This is a genomic window from uncultured Campylobacter sp., assembly GCF_963517995.1.
Taxonomy (GTDB): Bacteria; Campylobacterota; Campylobacteria; order Campylobacterales; family Campylobacteraceae; genus Campylobacter_A.
Genome location: NZ_CAUQHQ010000007.1, coordinates 1 through 20148 on the forward strand (window position 1 = coordinate 1; position 20148 = coordinate 20148).

General features: G+C 46.4%; 19 protein-coding genes. 11 read left to right on the plus strand and 8 right to left on the minus strand.

The window, feature by feature from the left end; genetic code table 11:
* Nucleotides 1-295: 295 nt before the first annotated feature.
* Nucleotides 296-958, plus strand: coding sequence for a metallophosphoesterase family protein (locus RYL88_RS01430; protein ID WP_314988659.1), 663 nt, complete (start codon nucleotides 296-298; stop codon nucleotides 956-958).
* A 71-nt stretch (nucleotides 959-1029) separates the two neighbouring features.
* Here RYL88_RS01430 and RYL88_RS01435 read toward each other — a convergent pair whose 3' ends face one another.
* From RYL88_RS01435 to typA, 3 genes are all read right to left on the minus strand, one after another.
* Entirely contained in the window at nucleotides 1030-1824 is a 795-nt protein-coding gene (locus tag RYL88_RS01435) for an undecaprenyl-diphosphate phosphatase (protein WP_314988660.1), read from the minus strand.
* A 207-nt stretch (nucleotides 1825-2031) separates the two neighbouring features.
* Nucleotides 2032-2733 (minus strand): hypothetical protein, encoded by a 702-nt coding sequence (locus RYL88_RS01440; protein WP_314988661.1) that lies wholly within the window; start codon nucleotides 2731-2733, stop codon nucleotides 2032-2034.
* Nucleotides 2734-3355: 622 nt separating this feature from the next.
* Nucleotides 3356-5164, minus strand: coding sequence for a translational GTPase TypA (typA, locus tag RYL88_RS01445; protein WP_314988681.1), 1809 nt, complete (start codon nucleotides 5162-5164; stop codon nucleotides 3356-3358).
* Nucleotides 5165-5281: 117 nt separating this feature from the next.
* Here typA and RYL88_RS01450 point away from each other — a divergent pair, with 117 nt between their 5' ends.
* From RYL88_RS01450 to RYL88_RS01475, 6 genes are all read left to right on the plus strand, one after another.
* Nucleotides 5282-6730, plus strand: coding sequence for a flagellar hook-length control protein FliK (locus tag RYL88_RS01450; protein ID WP_314988662.1), 1449 nt, complete (start codon nucleotides 5282-5284; stop codon nucleotides 6728-6730).
* 47 nt (nucleotides 6731-6777) lie between these two features.
* Nucleotides 6778-7482, plus strand: coding sequence for a flagellar basal body rod modification protein (locus RYL88_RS01455; protein WP_295141282.1), 705 nt, complete (start codon nucleotides 6778-6780; stop codon nucleotides 7480-7482).
* Nucleotides 7483-7486: 4 nt separating this feature from the next.
* Entirely contained in the window at nucleotides 7487-9118 is a 1632-nt protein-coding gene (locus tag RYL88_RS01460) for a flagellar hook-basal body complex protein (RefSeq protein ID WP_314988663.1), read from the plus strand.
* A gap of 145 nt (nucleotides 9119-9263) precedes the next feature.
* Entirely contained in the window at nucleotides 9264-10286 is a 1023-nt protein-coding gene (locus RYL88_RS01465) for a ribonucleotide-diphosphate reductase subunit beta (RefSeq protein ID WP_314988664.1), read from the plus strand.
* Nucleotides 10273-11043 (plus strand): carbon-nitrogen hydrolase family protein, encoded by a 771-nt coding sequence (locus RYL88_RS01470; protein ID WP_314988665.1) that lies wholly within the window; start codon nucleotides 10273-10275, stop codon nucleotides 11041-11043. Before RYL88_RS01465 ends, RYL88_RS01470 begins: the two co-directional genes overlap by 14 nt.
* Nucleotides 11040-11672: a protein-L-isoaspartate(D-aspartate) O-methyltransferase gene (locus RYL88_RS01475; RefSeq protein WP_314988667.1), complete on the plus strand. Its 633-nt coding sequence runs from the start codon at nucleotides 11040-11042 to the stop codon at nucleotides 11670-11672. The genes RYL88_RS01470 and RYL88_RS01475 overlap by 4 nt, the downstream gene beginning before the upstream one ends.
* 817 nt (nucleotides 11673-12489) lie before the next feature.
* On the opposite strand, the gene RYL88_RS01480 is transcribed toward RYL88_RS01475, so the two are convergent.
* From RYL88_RS01480 to RYL88_RS01500, 5 genes are all read right to left on the minus strand, one after another.
* Nucleotides 12490-13155: a hypothetical protein gene (locus RYL88_RS01480; RefSeq protein WP_314988668.1), complete on the minus strand. Its 666-nt coding sequence runs from the start codon at nucleotides 13153-13155 to the stop codon at nucleotides 12490-12492.
* 632 nt (nucleotides 13156-13787) lie between these two features.
* Nucleotides 13788-14705 carry a bile acid:sodium symporter family protein gene (locus RYL88_RS01485; RefSeq protein ID WP_314988669.1) on the minus strand — a complete coding sequence of 306 codons (918 nt, stop codon included), beginning with the start codon at nucleotides 14703-14705 and terminating at the stop codon, nucleotides 13788-13790.
* A 221-nt stretch (nucleotides 14706-14926) separates the two neighbouring features.
* The gene (locus tag RYL88_RS01490; RefSeq protein ID WP_314988670.1) at nucleotides 14927-15493 is read right to left on the minus strand and encodes a ribonuclease HII; all 567 of its coding nucleotides are present in this window, start codon (nucleotides 15491-15493) and stop codon (nucleotides 14927-14929) included.
* A gap of 111 nt (nucleotides 15494-15604) precedes the next feature.
* Complete coding sequence (locus RYL88_RS01495) at nucleotides 15605-16486, minus strand: hypothetical protein (RefSeq protein ID WP_314988671.1); 882 nt, start codon at nucleotides 16484-16486, stop codon at nucleotides 15605-15607.
* 9 nt (nucleotides 16487-16495) lie between these two features.
* Nucleotides 16496-17590, minus strand: a complete 1095-nt coding sequence (locus RYL88_RS01500) for an ATP-binding protein (protein WP_314988672.1) — start codon at nucleotides 17588-17590, stop codon at nucleotides 16496-16498.
* 152 nt (nucleotides 17591-17742) lie between these two features.
* On the opposite strand from RYL88_RS01500, the gene RYL88_RS01505 reads away from it, so the two are divergent.
* From RYL88_RS01505 to rplD, 4 genes are all read left to right on the plus strand, one after another.
* Entirely contained in the window at nucleotides 17743-18237 is a 495-nt protein-coding gene (locus tag RYL88_RS01505) for a tetratricopeptide repeat protein (RefSeq protein WP_314988673.1), read from the plus strand.
* Nucleotides 18238-18632: 395 nt separating this feature from the next.
* A complete protein-coding gene (rpsJ, locus tag RYL88_RS01510; RefSeq protein ID WP_002947121.1) occupies nucleotides 18633-18944 on the plus strand; it encodes a 30S ribosomal protein S10 in 312 nt (103 codons plus the stop codon).
* Between the two features lie 14 nt (nucleotides 18945-18958).
* Nucleotides 18959-19537, plus strand: a complete 579-nt coding sequence (gene rplC / locus RYL88_RS01515) for a 50S ribosomal protein L3 (RefSeq protein WP_002947120.1) — start codon at nucleotides 18959-18961, stop codon at nucleotides 19535-19537.
* Nucleotides 19534-20148: a 50S ribosomal protein L4 gene (rplD, locus tag RYL88_RS01520; RefSeq protein WP_122867136.1), complete on the plus strand. Its 615-nt coding sequence runs from the start codon at nucleotides 19534-19536 to the stop codon at nucleotides 20146-20148. The genes rplC and rplD overlap by 4 nt, the downstream gene beginning before the upstream one ends.

Here is a 20148-nt window from a genome sequence, read left to right on the forward strand (position 1 = left end):
AAGCGGCGAGAAATTTGAATTAAGCCTGTAAGTCTAAATTTAAGCATAAATTTAGCATTTTAATAGGATGAATGCGGGCAACATTATAAATTTGCTAAGGTTATACAAACCGTAGCTATCTTAAATTCGGGGTTTGCGGTTAATTTTAAAGTAGCATGGCTTATACCGTCTTAAATTTGATCCAAAAGCCAAAAAAGCAGAAAAATTCGCAAATTTGGGCAATCTTTTACGAATTTGAGCCTCAAGGATCATTTGCTTGGCGCCGTTAAATTTTAAATACATTTTAGGAAAAACGATGATTTATTTTACCTCCGATTTGCATTTCGGACATAGCAGTATCATGAAATTTCATCCGTGCTTTAGGCCTTTTTCTAGCGTAGAGGCGATGGATAGGGCGCTCATTCGTCTCTGGAACTCGCGCGTAAACCCCTGCGACACGGTCTATAACATAGGCGATCTAAGCTTTCACAAGGATATGCAGACTAATATATCCATCTTTAGCAAGCTAAACGGCAAGCACGTCCTAGTGCTAGGAAATCACGACGAAGCGATAAAAAAGCATAAAGACGAGCTGCTAGCCATGAAAAAGCAAGACGGCAACGCGCTATTTGAGGAAATTTGCGAATACAAAGAGATCACCGTGCAGCACGGACAGGATAAATTTTGCCTCGTACTCTTTCACTATCCGCTATCCGAGTGGAACGCAGACCACCACGGCTCTATCCATCTCTACGGCCACATCCACGCAAATATCGCAAATATAAAAGGCAAGGCGCTAAACGTCGGCTACGACCTGCACGGCAAGATTTTAAGCTTTGAGGAAATTTATGATTTCGTTAAAAACCTGCCGCCGTTTGAGTATAGCGAACACAGGATGTTTAGCGAGGAAGATAGCGTAGAGAGTAGAAGCGCAAGGATAAAAGAGGTTTTAGAAAGGCTAAATTTTGACCCGTCTTAGTCAAATTTGCGCTTTAAATTTATAAAGCAATTCGGACGGCAAATTTTAAATTCGCGCCCGAATTTACCGATTTATAAAAACGTTAGGAGCAAAAATACGCCCAAAATCAAGCGATAAATCACAAACGGCATCATCGAAATGCGCTGCAACATCGCCATAAATAGCCGTACGCAAAGATACGCGCTAACGCCGCTAATCGCCGCGCCGATAGCAAGGTCGCTCCAAGGTAGCGAATCAGGCATCTTAAAGACTTTAATAGCCTCCAAACCGCCTGCTAGCACGATAACCGGGATCGAGAGCAAAAACGAAAAATTTGCGCTCGCCGTTCGAGAAAAACCGAGCATCAGCGCCGCCGTCATCGTCACGCCCGAGCGCGAAACGCCCGGTATGAGCGCGATTGCCTGCGCTAGGCCGATGATTAGGGCGATTTTTATCGTGATGGCGGCTTCGTCCTTTGCGCCGCTTTTTTTGTCGGAAAAGCCTAAAATTAATCCAAAAACTATGGTCATAATAGCGATCAAAGCGCCGTTTCTAGCGTACTGCTCGATAAAATCGCCAAAGGCTAGGCCAAACAGTCCCACGGGGATCGTGCCAAAACCCGTCGCCCACACGAGTGTACTTTGTCCGACCGTCTTTTTTTGAGCGATCGAGGCGAAAAAATCTCTCAAAAGCGCGGCGATGCGGTCTTTAAAATAAATCAAAATCGCAACTAGCGTGCCTACGTGAACGGCGACGTCAAAGGCTAGCCCTTGATCGGCCCATCCTAGCAGCTTTGGCACCAGCACTAGATGCGCCGAGCTAGATACGGGCAAAAACTCGCTAATGCCCTGAACTAGGGCTAAAACGATGATATGCGAGAGTTCCATTTTATACCTTGATTAAAAATTTAGTCGTTTTACGCAAATTTAGCGGCGGATTTGAGATTTTTGCCGCGGGTTTAAAAGTCGTAAAGACGCGATTTTAGCAGAAAAATCATAAATTCTCGCAACTAAAATTTCGCGCCGGGTTCTTATATCCGTAAATTTGCCTCTTAGCGTCATCGTTTTTTGCGCTATTTGTATTTACATCGGCTTTTATTTTTTGCGTTTAAATTTCTTCGGTAGCAAAACGCCGCCTATCTCGTGTTTTTGCTCCAGTCTATCTAGCGCCGAAATATCTTGTAAATTTTTGGCCCAAGCAATCTCTAAATGCTCTAGGTTGGTCATATTTTCTATGCCGTCCAATGATTTTATTTCGCTGTGAAATAGCCTCAAATCGCGTAAATTTAACAAATCAGCAAATTCGTTCAAATCGCTATTTTTGTAGCCGTATAGGACGAGGACTTCTAGCTGCTTGGCTTTGCCGATATTATAAACGCAGGGCTTATAGCCGTCTAAAACCAGCTCTTTTAGCGCCGTTATTTTGGAGACGTCTATCTCAAATTTATGTATTTTTTCCGTGCTTATAGATAGCGTTTCTAAATTTTTGAGTCGGTAAAGAACGTCAAGGTCGCGCACCTGAATTAAATTAAAATTAGTCGTGATGGATAACCCGTACAAATCAGGATAAAGCGATAAATCTCGTAAATCCAAGACCACTTCGTCGCTAGTACGCGCGGTTTTGCCCTTCATGCGTTTTGGTATCATGAAATCAAAAGCCGACCAATCGCGTATTCGCAAGGAACATTGATTTTCCTTGGCGCAAAGAACGCCATCTTTGACGTACTGCGGTAGCGTCTCGACCCAGTTATCTTTTAGTGGCGAAGATAAATCTCGTTTAAAAAAATGCGTGAACATAATATTTCTTATTTCGGCGAGCGTTGATTTTTTGCGATTTTTATAGTTTGGCTCAAGTTAAAGAGACCGAAGTCTCGGATATCTTCGCACGGGATTTGTGCCGCTTAATATTGAGCGTCTTACTACTCGCAGGCTCAAAGATTACCCGTGCCGTATGCGGTAAAGCAAACACGGCTCGATAAATCGTAATCATAGCTTAGATCGCGCCCGTTTGAGCCCGGCTGCGATTTTAAGCTTTTTAGGGGCGCTTTCCTGCCGTAAATATTAGTCGCTATGGTTTGCGGGAAATTTACGGGAAATTGTTAAACCGATCTTTTAATATCTTCGCGCGTTTAAATTTGTAGATAGTTTAGATAAATTCGCATTTCAACTATCGCCGTAAATTTGGGTAAACTCGGCTCTATTTGTGGGCTTATAAAAACTGCGTATGGCCTTGCCCTTCGGCCGAATTTCCCTAGCTTTTGAGTCGTTAAATTTATGAAAATTAAAAACGGCGAGTGCGTAAAAATCGCTTAATAATTCCTAGGCAAACTTAAGCCAAAATCCTTTTTGTAAGCGTGGGCAAATTGGGCGTCCCGCAAACCGCGCAAAAGCGCAAATTTGCAGGCTAAATTTATAAAATTTACTCTTTTGTTTTTGCCATTCTGCGGCGCATAGTCGGATCTAGATAGCGCTTGCGCACGCGTATGTTTGTCGGCGTAACTTCGACTAGTTCGTCCTCCTCGATCCACTCCAGAGCTCGCTCTAGGCTGAGCTTTCTAGGCGGTACGAGCTTGATAGCATCGTCAGAGCCGCTGGCGCGTACGTTGGTTAGGTTTTTGCCTTTGATTGGATTTACGTCAAGGTCGTTTGGACGGCTGTGCTCGCCGATGATCATGCCCACGTAGGTCTTGGTCTGCGGATCGACGAAAAGGACGCCGCGATCTTGCAAGTTCCAGAGGCTATACGCTAGCGTCACGCCGTTTTCCATCGACACTAGAGCGCCGTTGCTGCGGTGCTCGACGCTACCTATAAGCGGACGAAACTCAAGGAAGCTGTGGTTCATGATGCCCTCGCCCTTCGTATCGGTCAAAAACTGACTTCTAAAGCCGATTAGACCGCGCGCCGGGATCTCAAACTCGATCCTCGTCTGTCCGTCGCCGGTCGGGTTCATCGATACCATCTCGGCTTTTCTGCGTCCGAGTTTTTCGATCACGGTGCCGCTAAACTCGTCAGGTACGTCGCACACTAGCAGCTCAAATGGCTCGCAGCGCACGCCCTCGATCTCTTTGATGATGACTTCCGGACGTCCGAGGCAAAACTCAAAGCCCTCGCGGCGCATGTTTTCGGCCAAAATCGTGATTTGCAGCTCGCCGCGTCCGCTAACCTTAAATTTACCTTCGCCGATGTTTTCGTAGCGCATCGCGATATTGGTTTTCATCTCGCTGGCTAGACGTTCATCTAGTTTGTTTGATGTTACGTGCTTGCCCTCGGTGCCCGCTAGCGGACTATCGTTTACGCTAAATACGACGCTAAGCGTAGGCTCCTCGATTTTTAGCGGATCAAGCGGCATCGGAGAGTTTGGATCCACGACGCTATCGCCGACGTCCAGCGCCTCAAAGCCTGCTATCGCCACGATATCGCCTACTTGCGCCTCGTCTATATCGCGGCGCTCAAGACCCAAAAAGCCGATGAGTTTTGAAATCCTACCCGTCGTTTTCGTGCCGTCGGCTTTAGCGAGCATCACGTTTTGGTTTTTAGAAATTTTACCGTTGAAGATACGCGCGATGCCGATTTTACCGACGTAGTTGTCGTAATCAAGCGTGAAAACCTGAAGCTGCAAAGGGTTGTTTACGTCGCCGCTAGGAGCCGGAACGTGAGACAAAATCGTCTCGAAAAGCGGCTGCATATTTACGTTTTCGTCGCTCAAATTTAGCTTCGCGTAGCCGTTTCTAGCCGCCGCGTAAACGACGGGGAACTCTAGCTGCTCGTCGTTTGCCTCAAGCGCTACGAAAAGGTCGAAAATCTCGTTTATCACGCGGTCCGGATCGGCTGCTGGTTTGTCGATTTTATTTACGACGACGATCGGGCGAAGGCCGAGCGAGAGAGCCTTTTTCACGACGAATTTAGTCTGCGGCATTACGCCTTCTTGCGCGTCTACGAGCAACAAAACGCCGTCGACCATCTTTAGCACGCGCTCCACTTCGCCGCCAAAATCGGCATGGCCCGGGGTGTCGATGATGTTGATTTTGGTGTCTTTGTAGCGGATCGCGGTGTTTTTTGATAGTATCGTGATGCCGCGCTCGCGCTCGATGTCGTTGCTATCCATCACGCGTTCGCCGACGGTTTGGTGCTCGTTAAAAGTACCCGATTGTTTCAAAAGCTCGTCAACCATCGTAGTTTTGCCGTGATCGACGTGAGCGATGACGGCGATGTTTCGTATCTTTTCCAAATTTTTCTCCGTTATTAAAATGGGGCTGATTTTAGCCAAATTTTCCTTATAAAAATAATAAAGCAGTTATGGAACGTTTCTTGCATAGCTCATAAAAGCTAAATTTAAAGGGTTTTTATGCAGACAACTCAAAACGATATTTTATCATTTGACGCGAGCATCAAAGGCGGAGTGAAAAAACAGAGCAAAAATGCGCAAAAAGGCGGCAAAGAAGACGGCGTATTTCTCTCTATGGTGCTAGACGCGGCCGCTAAAAAGGGCGAAAATTTAAGCGAAAAAGATCTAAAAGAGATGGCAAAAGCCGTAAATTTATCCGCCCAAACGGCTCAAAACGGGCAAATCAAAGCGCCTATCCAAAGCACGGACGTAAAAGAAATTTTGGGCGAAGAAGCGGCGGAAAATTTGTTTGAAAATGCGACCTTTATGCAGCTCTTGCAAATTTTAGAGATGCTTAGCGGAGGCGAGAAAATCAGCAAATTTCCAAATTTCGAAAACCGCCTAGCCAAAGCGCTATCAAGCGAAACGACGCTAAACGAGCTAAGGGGAGCCAAAAATCTAAACGAGCTCATCGAGATCGCAAACAAGCTAAATTTGGGTCTGGAAAATATCGAAGTAACGCAAGCTCAGGCGGACGAACTGGGCGAGAAATTTCCGAGTTTGGCGAAAAAAGATTTCTTTGAACCCGTAACGCCTAAGAAAAATTTTGCATTTAGCGAGCTAAAAAACAAGGTCGAAGAGGCCATAAACGCAAACGAGCCAGAGCCAAAAGATACGCTAAATAAGCTACTAGCCGCCGTGCAAGAAGAGCAAAATAAAGCACAACCCAAAGACGCCAATACAAAAGCGCAAGATACGCAAAATTTGGCTCAAAACTCCAAAATCATAAAAGAAGCGGTAAAAAACGAGGACGAGAAAGAGGTAAATTTAAAAGACGAAAAGCCAAACCTCAAAGCCGAAAGCGAGCTAAATTTAACCGCCGTAAAAAGCGAAAAATCAGGGCTCGGCCAAGACTCTAAAAAGATAAATTTACAAAATTTGCTATTTCCGGAGCGCGAGAGCGTCGAGGAGCAAGTTTTGACCGAACCGCAAAGCGACGGTAGCGAAAATAGCGAGCTAAACGCGATGGTAAAAGACGTAATCTCAAACGCCAAAGCGCAAACTAGAAATTTCCAAGCCGTGCGCGAGACGCTTGATAACTTTAGCTCAAATTTAAAAGAGCAAGTCGCAGCCTACAAATCGCCTTTCATGCGCTTTAACATCACTCTAAATCCGCTAAATTTGGGCGAAGTCGAGATCACGATGGTAAATCGCGGCAACAATCTGCACATAAATTTTAGCTCCAACACGCAGACGATGAACCTCTTTTTACAAAATCAGGCCGAGTTTAAAAACAGCCTCGTCAATATGGGTTTTACCGAGCTTGAGATGAACTTTAGCGATCAAAATCAGCAAAAAAAAGAGCAAGGGCAAAAGAGCTACAAAGGCTCAAAATTTAATGCAGACGGCACAGAACAAGTCGAAGCGGCGGCGCCTCGTTTAGAGCTTGTCGTTCCGCGCTACGTGTAAATTTGGAATCAAATTTGCTTGAGATATAAAAATTTAAAGGATAAAAGATGGCAAACGGACTAGAAACCAATAACTTCACGGTAAACAACCAAGCCGCTAAAAAATCGGCGGACGCCCTACAAAAGGCCGCAGGAACCAATCCAAACGCCCAGCTAGACAAGGACGCTTTTATGAAACTTCTTTTAACCGAGCTTCAGTATCAAGACCCGACAAGCCCGATGGATACGGAAAAAATGCTAACTCAAACCAGTCAGCTAGCTTCGCTTGAAATGCAAGAAAATACGAACAAAATGATGCAAAAGCTAGCCGACCAGCTAAAAAATAGCACCAACATGTACGCCGTCGGAGTACTCGGCAAGATGGCTAAAATCGGCGATAGCGGTATCGTAAAAGAAGAGGGCTCGGGCGTCAAATTTGCGGGATTTTTAGAAAGCGCGGCAAAAGGCGGTACGATAAATATCAAAGACGGCACCGGCAAACTCGTAAGAAAGCTAGAATTCGGACAAGCTAGCGCCGGAGCCAATACCTTCGAGTGGGACGGCAAGGACAGCGCCGGCAACGATGCTAGAGCCGGCTCATACACGGTCGAGATCAGCTACACCGATGCAGCGGGCAACGTCAAAAACGGCGGCGTAGGCAACTATCTCGTAGAAGGTGTCAAATTTATCGACGGCATCGCGCAGGTAAAGGTCGGCGGACAATACGTCAGCATCGACAAAGTAAAAGAATTTACCGAGCCGAAAAAAGGATAGGACGATGGTAAGAAGCCTGTATAACGGCGTTAGCGGCGTCAGAACCCAGGGGTTTAGTATGGACGTGTGGGCGAACAATATCGCCAATATAAATAACGTCGGCTTTACTGCTTCGATACCGGAATTTAAGAGCATTTTTTACCAAACCTCCTTTGCTGCGGGCAACAACCCGACTCAAGACCAAGTTGGCCTCGGCGCTACGGGTATGACGACGGCGCTTAGCTTTTACAAGCAAGGCCCGTTTATGAAAACCGATAACGTCTTAGATATGGCCATCGGCGGCAAGGGGTTTTTCGGCGTAACGAACGGCTCAGGCACCTACTACACGCGTGCCGGTAGCTTTGGCGTAGACAAAGAAAGATATCTCGTAACAAATCAAGGCAACTACGTCCTAGGCACGCAAAATACGCTAACGCAGGTCGCTCCTAGCCAGGGCGCGATAGAGGCTTTCGGTAGAGTAAACGGACGAGCCGCCGTCACGCAGGCCTATACGCTAGGCTCAGACACGACCGACCTTGACGTCGGCGATATCGGCTCTCAGGGCAAGATTCGCCTACCGGAGTTTTTATATCTGCCGACTAAACCGACGTCAAAGGTAACTTTTAAGGGCAATCTCGACTCGTCTTTTAAAACCGAACCTACTACTTTGCCAGTAGATGCCGCAACCTATACGAGCAACATAGATAATGTTTCTAGAACTATAAATTTACGCGGACGAGTCACGCCTGGTGCCGATATAACTCGCCCTAGAAAAGGCGATCTCGTTACCGTAACGGCAACCGACGTAAACGGCAAAACGGCTGAATTTAGCGCTCCGATCGATGAAAACGGCAACTGGAGCATAAGCAGGAGCTTTGAGAGGGATTTTGATCTAACGACGGCGCCGAATTTGACCGCTAAGATAAATACGACCAAAGAAGCGGCAAATCGGGAAAAATTCGTAACCGAGCTTTTAAATGCGGACGGCACGAAAAATACTCTGGAACTAACGCTAACAAAACGCGTCCCTCAGGGCGCTAACGGTACGGTTTGGGAAGCGGCGGCAACCGTAAAAAACGCGAGCGGCGCAACGATCTCAAACGCTAACGGAGAGTTAAATTTCGACCACGAGGGTAGGCTTGTTAGCTCTACATTAGGCGCTCTAGATAATAACGGCTCGCAAGTCGAGCTAGACTTCGGCACTCCTGCGGCTGCGGGTCAAATTTACTCGGGCGTTACCAGCACCGCGCAAGCAAAAAGTATCTCGGTCACCCAAAACGGCGTATATGAGGGGATTTTAAAGGATTATTACACCAACGACTCGGGAAATATCCTGGCTAAATTTACCAACGGAGAGGTTCGCTCCGTCGGCAAAGTCGCGCTCTATCACTTCCAAAACGAGCAAGGCCTTGCAAAAATGGGCGATAATATCTATTCGCAAAGCGCGAATTCCGGCGCTGCCTTTTTTTACAAAGACGCGGGCGGCAAAAGCATCTACGGCGCCAAACTGGCTAGCAGCACGCTAGAGCAGTCAAACGTCGATCTAGCCCAGGCCTTAACGGAGGTCATCGTCACGCAAAAAGCCTACGACGCTAATGCCAAGAGCATCACGACCAGCAACGAAATGCTCCAGCGCGCAATCGAGCTAAAGCGCTAAATTTAACTCACAAATTTGATGCGGGTTAAATTTGGCCGTAACCGTAAAAGCCAAATTTAACGCGCTCAAATAGCTTGCTTTTAAGATATCTAACATAAATTTTTAGCTAAAATCAGCCCCAAATTTTATGAATAAAGAAAAAATTATGAACCGAAAACGAATCTACAACCCGAGCTCAAACGAGAATTTGACCGATCGCCGCGTATTTAACGGCAATCCGCACGGCATTTTAAATTTCACCAAGGCAAAATACCAGTGGGCGCTCAAGCTCTGGGACCTGATGGAAGCCAACACGTGGTTTCCAAAAGAGGTCGACACCACGGACGACGTACGCGACTACGCCTACAACCTCACGCAGGCCGAAAAGCGCATGTACGATCTAGTTTGGAGTCAGCTCATCTCGATGGATAGCTTCCAGACGAACAACCTAGCTGACAACATCAACCCTTACATCACCGCGCCCGAGATCAACGCCTGCCTAGCGCGCCAAGCCTACGAGGAGGCCAACCACTCCAAGTCCTACGCCGTCATGGTCGAGGCCATCTGCGACAACACGGACCTCATCTACGAGATGGAGAAGCACGACGAGGTTTTGCGCGAGAAAAACGACTACATCTCAAGCGTTTACGAGGAGCTTGCGGGCGAAGTGACGGACGAAAAGCTACTGCTGGCCATGGTAGCCAATCAAATTTTAGAGGGCATTTACTTTTACAGCGGTTTTACGGCGATTTATGCGCTGGCGCGTGCGGGCAAGATGCTAGGCAGCGCGCAGATGATCCGCTTTATCCAGCGCGACGAGATCACGCATCTGCTGCTATTTCAAAACATGATAAACAGCGTTCGCGCCGAGCGTCCCGATCTTTTCACGCCTGAGACCGAGGCTAAAATTTACGACATGTTCGAGCGCGCCGGCGAGCTTGAGATAAAATGGGGCAAATACATCACGCAAAACCAGATCATGGGCTTTACCGACGACATCATCGAGCAATACATCCGCTACCTCATCGATCAGCGCCTAGTCGCCATCGGACTAAAACGCCGCTACGACGCCCGCCACCCGATCAAGTGGGTCGATGATTTTGCTAAATTTAACGACCAAAAGAGTAACTTTTTTGAGGCGAAGGTAACAAATTACAGCAAAGGAAGCATCAGCTTTGACGACTTTTAGTCCGAATTTATACCCTATCATCCTAACGGCGTCCTCTTGCTCCCAGCGTCAAGACGAGCTACTCGAAAAAATCGCCGCCGCGCCCGAAAATTCGATCATCCTAGCTAGCGAGCTGTGCGTTAGCGGATATGATTTCGACGGATTTTTTAGCGGGGCGAACCGAGCAATGCTCGGCGGTTCGATCGGTAGCTTTGACGCCATACTTTTTGAAGCGATCCAAGAAGCGCTAACCCCCGATAAATTCCTCGGACTCACGCATCTAACGAGCCTAAACCGCGCCAAAGGACTCGCGCAAATTTCAATCACGCAGACGCAAAAAAACGAAATTTACAACGAATTTATCCTGCTAAACAGCCAAAACGTCTTTTACGCGCAAAATAAATCAAAGCTTTTTCGTCCGAATTTAGAGCATGAAATTTTTGCTGCGGGTGACGAGTCGGCGATAAAGCCGTTTGATTTTAAAGGGCTAAAAATCGGCGTTTTAATTTGCTTTGAGCTTAGATTTGCAAAGCTTTGGGCACAGCTAAAGGGCTGCGATATCATTTTGGCGCCCGCGATGTGGGGCAAGGCGCGCGATGATGCGTATTTTACCCTTTGTAAGGCTCTAGCGCTTGCTAACAGCTGCTACGTCGTAGCCGCAAGCTCGCTTGATCTGGAGTTTTCGGGAGTGTTTTTGCCGAGCGGAGAATTTGCAAAAGAGGCCAAATTCGACTCAAATTTGATCCTTGAAACCAAACGAAATTTGGGGCTTTTATGACCGCTCTTGAAAAATCAAAATGCACAAACATGGCCGACGAGATCGGCGATATACTCACTCTGACGCCCTCGCTTTATAAGGCTCTTTGCGACACTCCGCGCGAGATATTCGCTTCCGTCGCGCACCGCGCATACAGTCTAGACGCTCAGCCCATCGGCGGCAATCAATGGATCAGCTCGCCTCTAACGGTAGCCAAGATGACGCTAGCGCTTGAGGCCGAAGGCATCGATAATGCCCTAGAGATCGGCTGCGGCAGCGGTTATCAGGCGGCGATTTTATCGCATTTGGCGCACAGGGTTTTTAGCGTAGAGCGTATAGAAAAGCTAGCAACCGAGGCTAAAAAACGCTTTGAAGCGCTTGAAATACGCAACATTCACGTGAGATTTGACGACGGAAACGTCGGCTGGAAAAGCTACGCGCCCTACGACCGCATTTTGCTCTCGGCAGCGGCGCAGCAGGTGCCGCAGACGCTTTTTAACCAGCTAAAAAACGGCGGCATTTTAGTAGCCCCTATCGAAAAAAACGGCAAGCAGTTTATCGTCAAATTTACAAAAGACTCTCGCGGCGAGATAACGCAAAAGGCGCTTGACGAGTGCCTTTTCGTGCCGCTTTTGGGCGGGATAGAGTAGGGCGGAGCGTCAAATTTGACGCCTTTTTCGCATTTAAAGCCTGCGGCGCAAATTTCGCTGCTCCCGCAAAGCCATAAATCTTAATGGCGAAACAAACCCAAACTAACCGAGGTAATTCGCAAAAGGTATCTTGGCTAGACTGCGCGGCTAAAAATCAAGAGCGTAAGAAAATCGCTTTTACATGAGGCCTTTGAGGTATTATGCGAATTTATCCGAAAGCAAACCCGTATCTTGCTCGTAAATTTATATTTTCGCGTCTAAATCGTCCGCATTCATCGCTAAATTTTGCGCCATTTTTGGTCGCGGCGCCGTTAGCGTTCCTTGCCCCATCTACGCTTTTTAATTTGATTCTTGGGGCGCGTTATTTTAAAATGCTCGCGTTTTAGAAAAAGCAAATTTAGCAGTCTTTTCTCACGCAAGCTTGGTTTAAAGGCTAAACGGGCTAAAACAAATCAAGCGCTCCGCCGCCTGCTAAATTTAACAAAACCGCCTAAATTTAGCTGCGCTTAGAAGGTGCGCAGTTGCTGCTCGCCTGCGATTTGGAGTATCCACTCGGCAGATTTTACGAAGCGTTTTACGACGTCGTCGCTCCAGCTAGATATAGTAAAATCATGATACGTAAGCGAGTCCAGCCGTAAAATCTCGGCTGCGACCGCGGCTAACGCCTCTTCGCCCAGCTCGCCTTTTAGCTCGTTAAATTTATTTTGCCAGCCGATTGGCGCAGCCGCGCCCCGCGCGCTATCTAGCCATTTTAGAGCCTTGACGCTTAGGCTAAATTTACCATCAAAACACGCGGCGTTCAGGACTTTATTTACGACTAGATAGCAGCCTTGGCGGTTTTTGGGATAAAGTTTTTAAACAGCCGTACGCCCCTTTCGTCGCCGTCTTTTACCTCGCAGGCTAGCTTTTTAAATACGGCTATATCGTGTTGAAACTCCTTGTCGTCGATGATGCAAAGCAAATTTTGTATGATTTCTAGCTTTGCTTCGTCGTCCGCGCGCGCGAAAATTTTATTTTGTTTTTCGATTTTTAGGGCGTTTTCTAGCAAATAGCCGTTTGGAGAGACGTAAAAATTATGCTTTATGTACCGCGTAAGCGCCGTAAATTCGGCAAAGCAAAAGCTTGCTTCCGATATGCGCCGCTTTATCTCGTCGTATAAAAATTTGCTCATGATTCCGCAAACCGCAGAATTCAAATGCCCGCTTTGGATAATGTTGTTGTAGTAAATAAGCTTGGCTAGAACGAAATTTCGCGCGCTTTGGCTAAGGCTTGCGGCGAGAGTTTCTAGTCGCGAGGCCAGATCTTTGATGACGTCGTCGCCAAAAATATCTAGCTTGCTTTGCCTTTGCAAAAGTAGCAAAAACCAGCTCCAAACCGCGTCAAATTCGGCTTGAGGGACGTTTAGCGCGCTTGCTAGGATTTTTGACTTTTCCTCATCGTCGCTCAAAAATTTAATATATTTTGCGTTTAGATTTTGATGCATTCGTTTTCCTTCGTATCTATGTTTTAGTCGCTTTTTACGGCTTTTAAACGGATTTAAACAAGCCTTTATGTTTAAAAAACACTTAAATTTGAGCATCTTGCGTTAAAACGGCAAAATTTGCCGCAAAGCTACTTTAAAGCCGGGCAAGGCCTGCCCGCTAAATGGTAATGCTCGCAACCGGCGTAAATTTAGCGTTTTTAGGCTAAAAATCGCATTTGAGCGGCTTATTTTATATGCGAGCAAATAAGATGTATTCGGCGAAATACGGCTTAGGCAAAGACCAAAACCGGCTCTTGCCGTCGCCGGTAGCTTGGCGATTTCGGTGAGGCGCACTAGTTTTTTACTCGCCCGCTGCTACGCTTTGCTGGGTTTTGACGAGTTTTTGTTGCATTACTAGAGCTAGACGAATCATCCGTATGCGGCCAAAGACGCTAAATTTGGCGGTAAATTTCGTAAAAGCGGCCGCAGTTTGTTTAAAAATCGCTCTGCGACGGCACCTTGTTAAAAAGCTTATTAAATTTAAAAATCGCGCTTGCGTCTTGTCGCCAAATCAGCGTGGGGCGACGAATTTAGAAACGGCGTTTCCTACGACGTGCAAAATTTTAAAAACTCCCGAAATTTCTATATATATTTTACGCTCTTTTGCCCAGCTTTTGGCTTCTGTTCGCCCAAAATCCCGCCAGCAGCGCGCCTGAGACGTTATGCCAGATGCTAAAAATAGCGCCCGGAAGCGCGCTAAGCCCAGAGAAGTATTTAATCGCGAGCGCGACGCTAAGCCCCGAGTTTTGCATGCCGACTTCGATACTGATGGTGCGCGCGATCCGCTCATCAAACCCTAGCGCCCTAGCGCCTAGATATCCGCATATCAGCCCTGCCGCATTGTGCGCCATAACGGCGAAAACGACCGTTAGCCCGACCTTTTCGACGTTTGCGTGGTTAAGCGCTACGACGATCGCGATAATTAGCACGATAGCGCCGATCGAGACGGCGGGCAGGGCGCTTTGTAGGCGCGCTACGACGCGGTGCGCGAAGGTATTTAAACTAACGCCTACGGCTAGCGGTACGAGCGTGATTTTAACGAGGTCGATCAGCATGTCAGTCGCCGGTACCGGCACTTTTTGCCCGATATACAGCCACGTAAGCAGCGGCATCAATACGATGGATAGTAGCGTCGAGCATAGCGTCATACTCACCGACAGCGCGACGTTACCGCGAGCCAGATAGGTGATGACGTTACTCGCCGTCCCGCCCGCACTCGTGCCTACTAGCATCATGCCTGCGGTGAGTTCGTCGTTTAAATTTAATAACCTAGAAACGCCTAGCCCCGCCAGCGGCATGACGATAAATTGCAGCGCGACGCCCAGAATAAGCGCGCGCTTTTTGCTAAAAATGTCCGCAAAATCGCGCAACGTAAGCGTCATGCCCATTCCTAGCATTATCGTTATTAAAAGTGGCACTATGAGGGTTTTTAGCGGCGTAAAAACGCCTGGCAGCGCGTATCCTAGCGCGGCGCAAAGTAGCGCCGTAACCGGGAAAATAAAAGCGTTCATTTTTTTCCTTTAAGCTTCCCGCGCGCTTTTACGTTGCGGATCGCCTGAAATTTAGGGCGTATTTTAGCGAGTGAAAATTTAAGTGTCGGTAAAACCTGCTAAATTTCGGGCTTATTCGTCTCAAAACGGCGGCATAAGGCAAAGTGCGGTATAAATTTGCGCGAGCGCCCGAATAAGCGGCGTCAAAATCGTACAAAAATTTTGCGCCTAAGCGTTAAATTCTAATCAAAAAGCGAATTTCGCCTTGCTTTTATCGCAAAGCTCTTGCGGTGGATATCGCAGTATCCGCGCGCGGCGATCGCGTCCAGGTGGGCTTTCGTACCGTAGCCTTTATGCGCGGCAAAGCCGTATCCCTCGTAAACGCCGTCCCACGCCGTCATCAGTGCGTCGCGGCTTACTTTGGCTAGGATGCTGGCTGCGCTTACTTGTGCCACTTTGCCGTCAGCTCCGACCATGGTTTTTACGCCCGTGCCGTAGTTGGCGTTGCCGTCATAAAGCAACTCGTAGTCCGCAAAATGCGACTTAAACAGCCGCAGCGCGCGCCTGAGACACTCGCTAAGGCCTAGCCGGTCGATTTGCTCGTTTGAAAAATACGCGATGAGAAATTCCGAGTTTCCCGCGACCTCTTTAAACAGCTCCTCGCGCCGCTTCGCGGTCAGTTTTTTTGAGTCGTTTAGCCCGGCTATCTCGCGCCTTAGAACGCATGCGGCTACCGCCATGGGGCCTGCTAGCGCGCCGCGTCCCGCTTCGTCGATACCGCAAATTTGGGCGTTAGATTTGTTTTTCATTTTTATGCTTTTGCGTAAGTTTTTTGTAATTTAAGCCGTCAAATTTCGGGTTGCTTTGTATCAAATTTTGCCTTCCATTTTTAAAGTTCCCTTTTTATAGCGGTAATTTGCCTAAAACAGCCCGAAATTTTGCTTTAAATGCTCTTTGATGGGCTCAAGCGGTAGCGAAATTTCGCTGTTTTTGCCGCCGGTCGCACTGTCAAAAAACGTAATCCCGCTTGGCGAGAGCGTAAAATTTTCGCTCGGAGTTATCTTTTCTTTTGCGAAGATCGCAGTCAAATTTGCGTCGTTTAAATCCTTAAAAACGTCGCTCAAATTTATCTTTTTTAGGTTTTTTAGCCAGACGGTTTTGCAGATTTTCCCGCCCTCTCCGAGCTCGCAGACGCTTCTTATTTTGCCGTTTTGGTACTCGAGGTTATTTAGCGTGTTTGCGGCGTTTTTTGATGGATCTTTGAGCCATGTCGTTTTAAAATTTTCAAGTTTTGCGGCGAGAGATTTTTTGTTATTTTGCGCTAATTTAGGCGCGTAAAAGTCGCTCGCGACGGCTTCAAATCGTGCCCCGTCTTGCCCGATCTCTTGCAGTCCGAGTGCGGCAAAATCATAGCTCGCGACCTGTTTTAGCACGGCTTTTCGCGCCTTGCCTCTGATTGCTAGCTTGCCCGTTAGTTCGCCGTTATCCGCTTTTACGCTTAGATTTAGCCACTCGGCGACTGCGCTTACGGCCGTTATAGCGGCGCCCGATTTTTTGATACTGCCTTTACTGAAGTCGTATCTGGCGCCCTCAAAAAATGCGTGCCCTTGAAATTTAGGCGGTAAAACGACGCCCTTATCGCTAAAATTTTCAAACTCGGCCTCAAGCTCGCTGATGTAGAGCTCAAATTTACTCCCGTCCGCTTCGCCTGCAAATTTATAAATTTTGCCCTCGTTTTCGTGTCTGATCTCGTAGCCTAGCGCCAAAACGCAGGCTAAAAATAGCGCCGCAACCGCTCTCATAACCGCTCCTTATATGCCCAGCGCCCAGCGCGAAAACGGCGCGACTTCGCATTTTATGCCCTCTATGCTCGTCTCGCCGGAGTTCGCCACGCTGATTGCTTGTAGCCTATTTATACCTAAATTTTTTAAATTTGCGTGCAGTTTTTTAAATTTTAAAAAGACCAAATCCGCATCGCTAAACGGCGAGCAAATGATAGCAAGTTTCCTTTTTGGCAGGAAAAAGTCAAGCTCTTTGGTGTAAAAAATCTGCTCGTTAAATTTGGCCAACTCGCAAAAAACCGTGTTATTAAAATTTTTAGCGAAGTCCTTTTTTAGGCTTAGCGCACTTTTAAACGCAAAGTCGTTAAAATAAAGCCTTTTCGCGGCGTTTGGCTCGTTAAATTTTTCCACTAGGCTAACCACGCTCATATTTTCCAGCTCGCTAAGCGCGCCGTAAACGCTATCTTTTGAGATTTTGCGGGCGGATTTTAGCGTGCTAAAAATCTCAAAAACGCTCACGTTTTGCGCCTGAGCCTTCGCGCACTCTTTTAGTACGGCCAGCTGTGTGGCGGAGAGTGAGGATTTTAGCGCGGTTTGTAGATTTGCCGTGACGTTTTCGGCATCGCAAAAGGCCGAAGCGGGACTCCTACCGTGAAGTAAAAAGTAGCTAAAAAGCGTCTGTGGATCGATCTTTTTTGAAAAAAATGCGATAAATTCCTCGTAGTCTAAAAAATCCAAATTTAGCTCGCTAAAGCTATTTAAATTTGCGTTTTTAAACCGAGAGGCGACGATAAAATTTTGCAAATTTAGCTCTAAAATCGGCTCAAATTTATCCCAAAATCTCTGCTCGAAATCATCGATCGCTAGAGCTTTTATCTGCGGACTTTGGCGTAAAAACTCGGGCAAATTTGACAAAATATCATCCGCATCTATGCGAAGGTCGCCTAAATTTACGTACAAAAACTCTTTGCTCTCAAATGCCGATAAAAAGCCCGCGATCAGCGAGGTTTTGCCGCTTCCTACGCCGCCTTTTATCAGCGTTTTGGGTGCCGTGATTTCAAATTTTCTATTTATAAATTTGATATTTTTCGGCGGATTTTGATAAAGCGCGTTTAGAATTTGCATTTTTAGCCTTTAAAATTTGGAAAATTATATCGAAGTTTCCTTATAAAGAGGAAGATAATTAAAATTTTACGTCAAAAAATAAGGGCAAATTTAACGATTTTTTAAGGGGGGAGGTAGAATGCGTTAAATTTTTATTTGAAAGGCGAATATGTATGAAGAAGGTTATGGCTATTGGTTTTATGTTAATAAGTGCTTTTGCAGCAGATAATCCTATGCTGGATTTGCTAAAAAGCTATGAAAATAAGTGCAATGCGGGAGATGAAATGGCGTGTGGCGTGGCGGGCGGAGTTTATGATTTTGCCTTTGAGGCGTATGGAGTAAAGCAAGACTACGGCAAGGCGATGAAATTTTATAAAAAGGGTTGCGATAATGGAAACTACAGGTCGTGCAATAATCTAAGCTTCATGTATGAAAATGAGAAAGGCGTAAAACTAGACTATAAAAAGACGTTTGAGTTATATACTAAGTCTTGCGACATCGGAAGCGACGCGCTCGGTTGTAGAAATCTCGGATTTTTGTATATCAATAAGCATGTTTCAGACATAAATGAGAAGCAAGCGTTTTTGGAAGGGTTTGGGCGTGTTAAAAAAGCTGCGACATCACGCCGGATTTTACTGCTTGCAGCTTTTTGGGCGATGTATACTTAAAAATAAATGAGAAAAACGACGCAATGAAATATTATCAAAGAGCATGTACCGCCGGGGCTACCGATAATGTTGTTCAATCTTTTGAAGAAGGTGTTAAGCTTTGGCAACTAACCTGCGGAATGTACGAACTTTTAAAACAAGGCTCAAGATAATTTTAAAATTTGGACACGATTTTTATCTGTCCAAATTTATCCCAAATCAAATTTAAATATTTCGCTTCAAATTTTTAGCCAAATTTACAAAAGCTTCCTTGTAAAAAGGAAATAAATCTATTAAATTTTACTAAATTTGCTCAAAATATTGACTTTAAAAAGCCATTTGGATAAAATCCGAGTCTCTTACACAAGTAAGAAGTGTCGTATGTTTGCGACAAGTTCTATTCAAAGGAAAAAAAAATGGAAAGAATCAGGCTTAAGCTTAAAGCTTATGACCATAGAGTTCTCGACCGCACAGTTGCAGCCATAGTAGAAGCTGTCAAACGAACGGGCGCCGACGTCAGAGGTCCGGTGCCGATGCCTACGAAGATCAAACGCTACACGGTCTTAAAATCACCACACATCAACAAAGACTCACGCGAGCAGTTTGAAATGAGAATTCACGCTAGAATGCTAGATATCGTAGCGGCTACGCCCGATACCGTCGACTCGCTAACAAAGCTTGACTTAGCCCCTGAGGTTAACGTCGAAGTCCGCGCGATGGGCAAATAAAGGCGAGGTGAAAGATGGAATATATCGTAGAAAAAATAGGCATGAGCAGAACGGTTAATAACCCGAGCATTCCCGTTACGCTTCTAAAGGTCGTAAACGCTAAAGTTTGCGAAGTGAGCGAATGTGGCTGCGCTATAGTAGCTTATGCTAAAGGTAAAGCAAAAAATAAAGCCATAGAGGGTCAGCAAAAAAAATATAGCCTAACGGCGGAATTTAATAAATTCGCAACCCTACAAGTCGCCAATAAAGAGGCGGGCGATCTTGATATTAGTCCGCTTAGCTCGGCTAAAATTTTAAAAGTTAGCTTCAGCTCAAAAGGTAAAGGCTATCAAGGCGTCGTAAAAAGACACGGGTTTGCGGGCGGTCCAAAAAGCCACGGTTCTCGCTTCCACAAAAGACACGGCTCTATCGGTAACCGCGAGTGGCCGGGACGCGTTCAGCCTGGTATGAAGATGGCCGGACACACCGGAAACGAAAAAGTTACCGTTAAAAACGAGATCGTAAGCTTTGACGCCGAAAACGGAATTTTGGTTTTAAAAGGCAGCGTCGCTGGCTATAACGGTGCAATGGGCAGAATAAGGATAGTAAAATGAGTAAAGTTTGCGTATTAAACGAAAAATTTGAAAAAGCTAGCGAGCTTGACCTACCGGCTAATTACGCTGAGATTAACCCGCACAACCTATATCTTTACGTTAAGTCTTATTTGTCCGGCATGCGTTCAAATTCGGCTCACACCAAAACCAGAGCTTTCGTAAGCGGCGGCGGTAAAAAACCGTGGAGACAAAAAGGTCGCGGCGGCGCTAGAGCGGGCTCAACCAGAACTAACGTCTGGGTAGGCGGCGCAGTGGCGTTTGGTCCGAGCAACGAGCGAAACTATTTCCAAAAGGTCAATAAAAAGCAAAAAAGATTGGCGCTTGAGTTCGCGCTAAACGAAAAAGCTAACGCGGGTAAAATTTTCGCGGTAGATAGCATAGAGATCGCAAGCGGCAAGACTAAAGACGCGGCTAAAATAATCAGCGCGTTAAATTTGAGAGACGCTTTGGTCGTAAAAGATCTGCTTGACGACAACACGTTACTCGCGTTTAGAAATCTATCAAACTGCTATCTAATCGATGCGAGCGAGATAAACGCTTACTTAGTGGCGACTTACGGTGCCGTCGTTATCGAGAAGGCCGCACTTGAAACTATAATAAAAGAGGGCTGA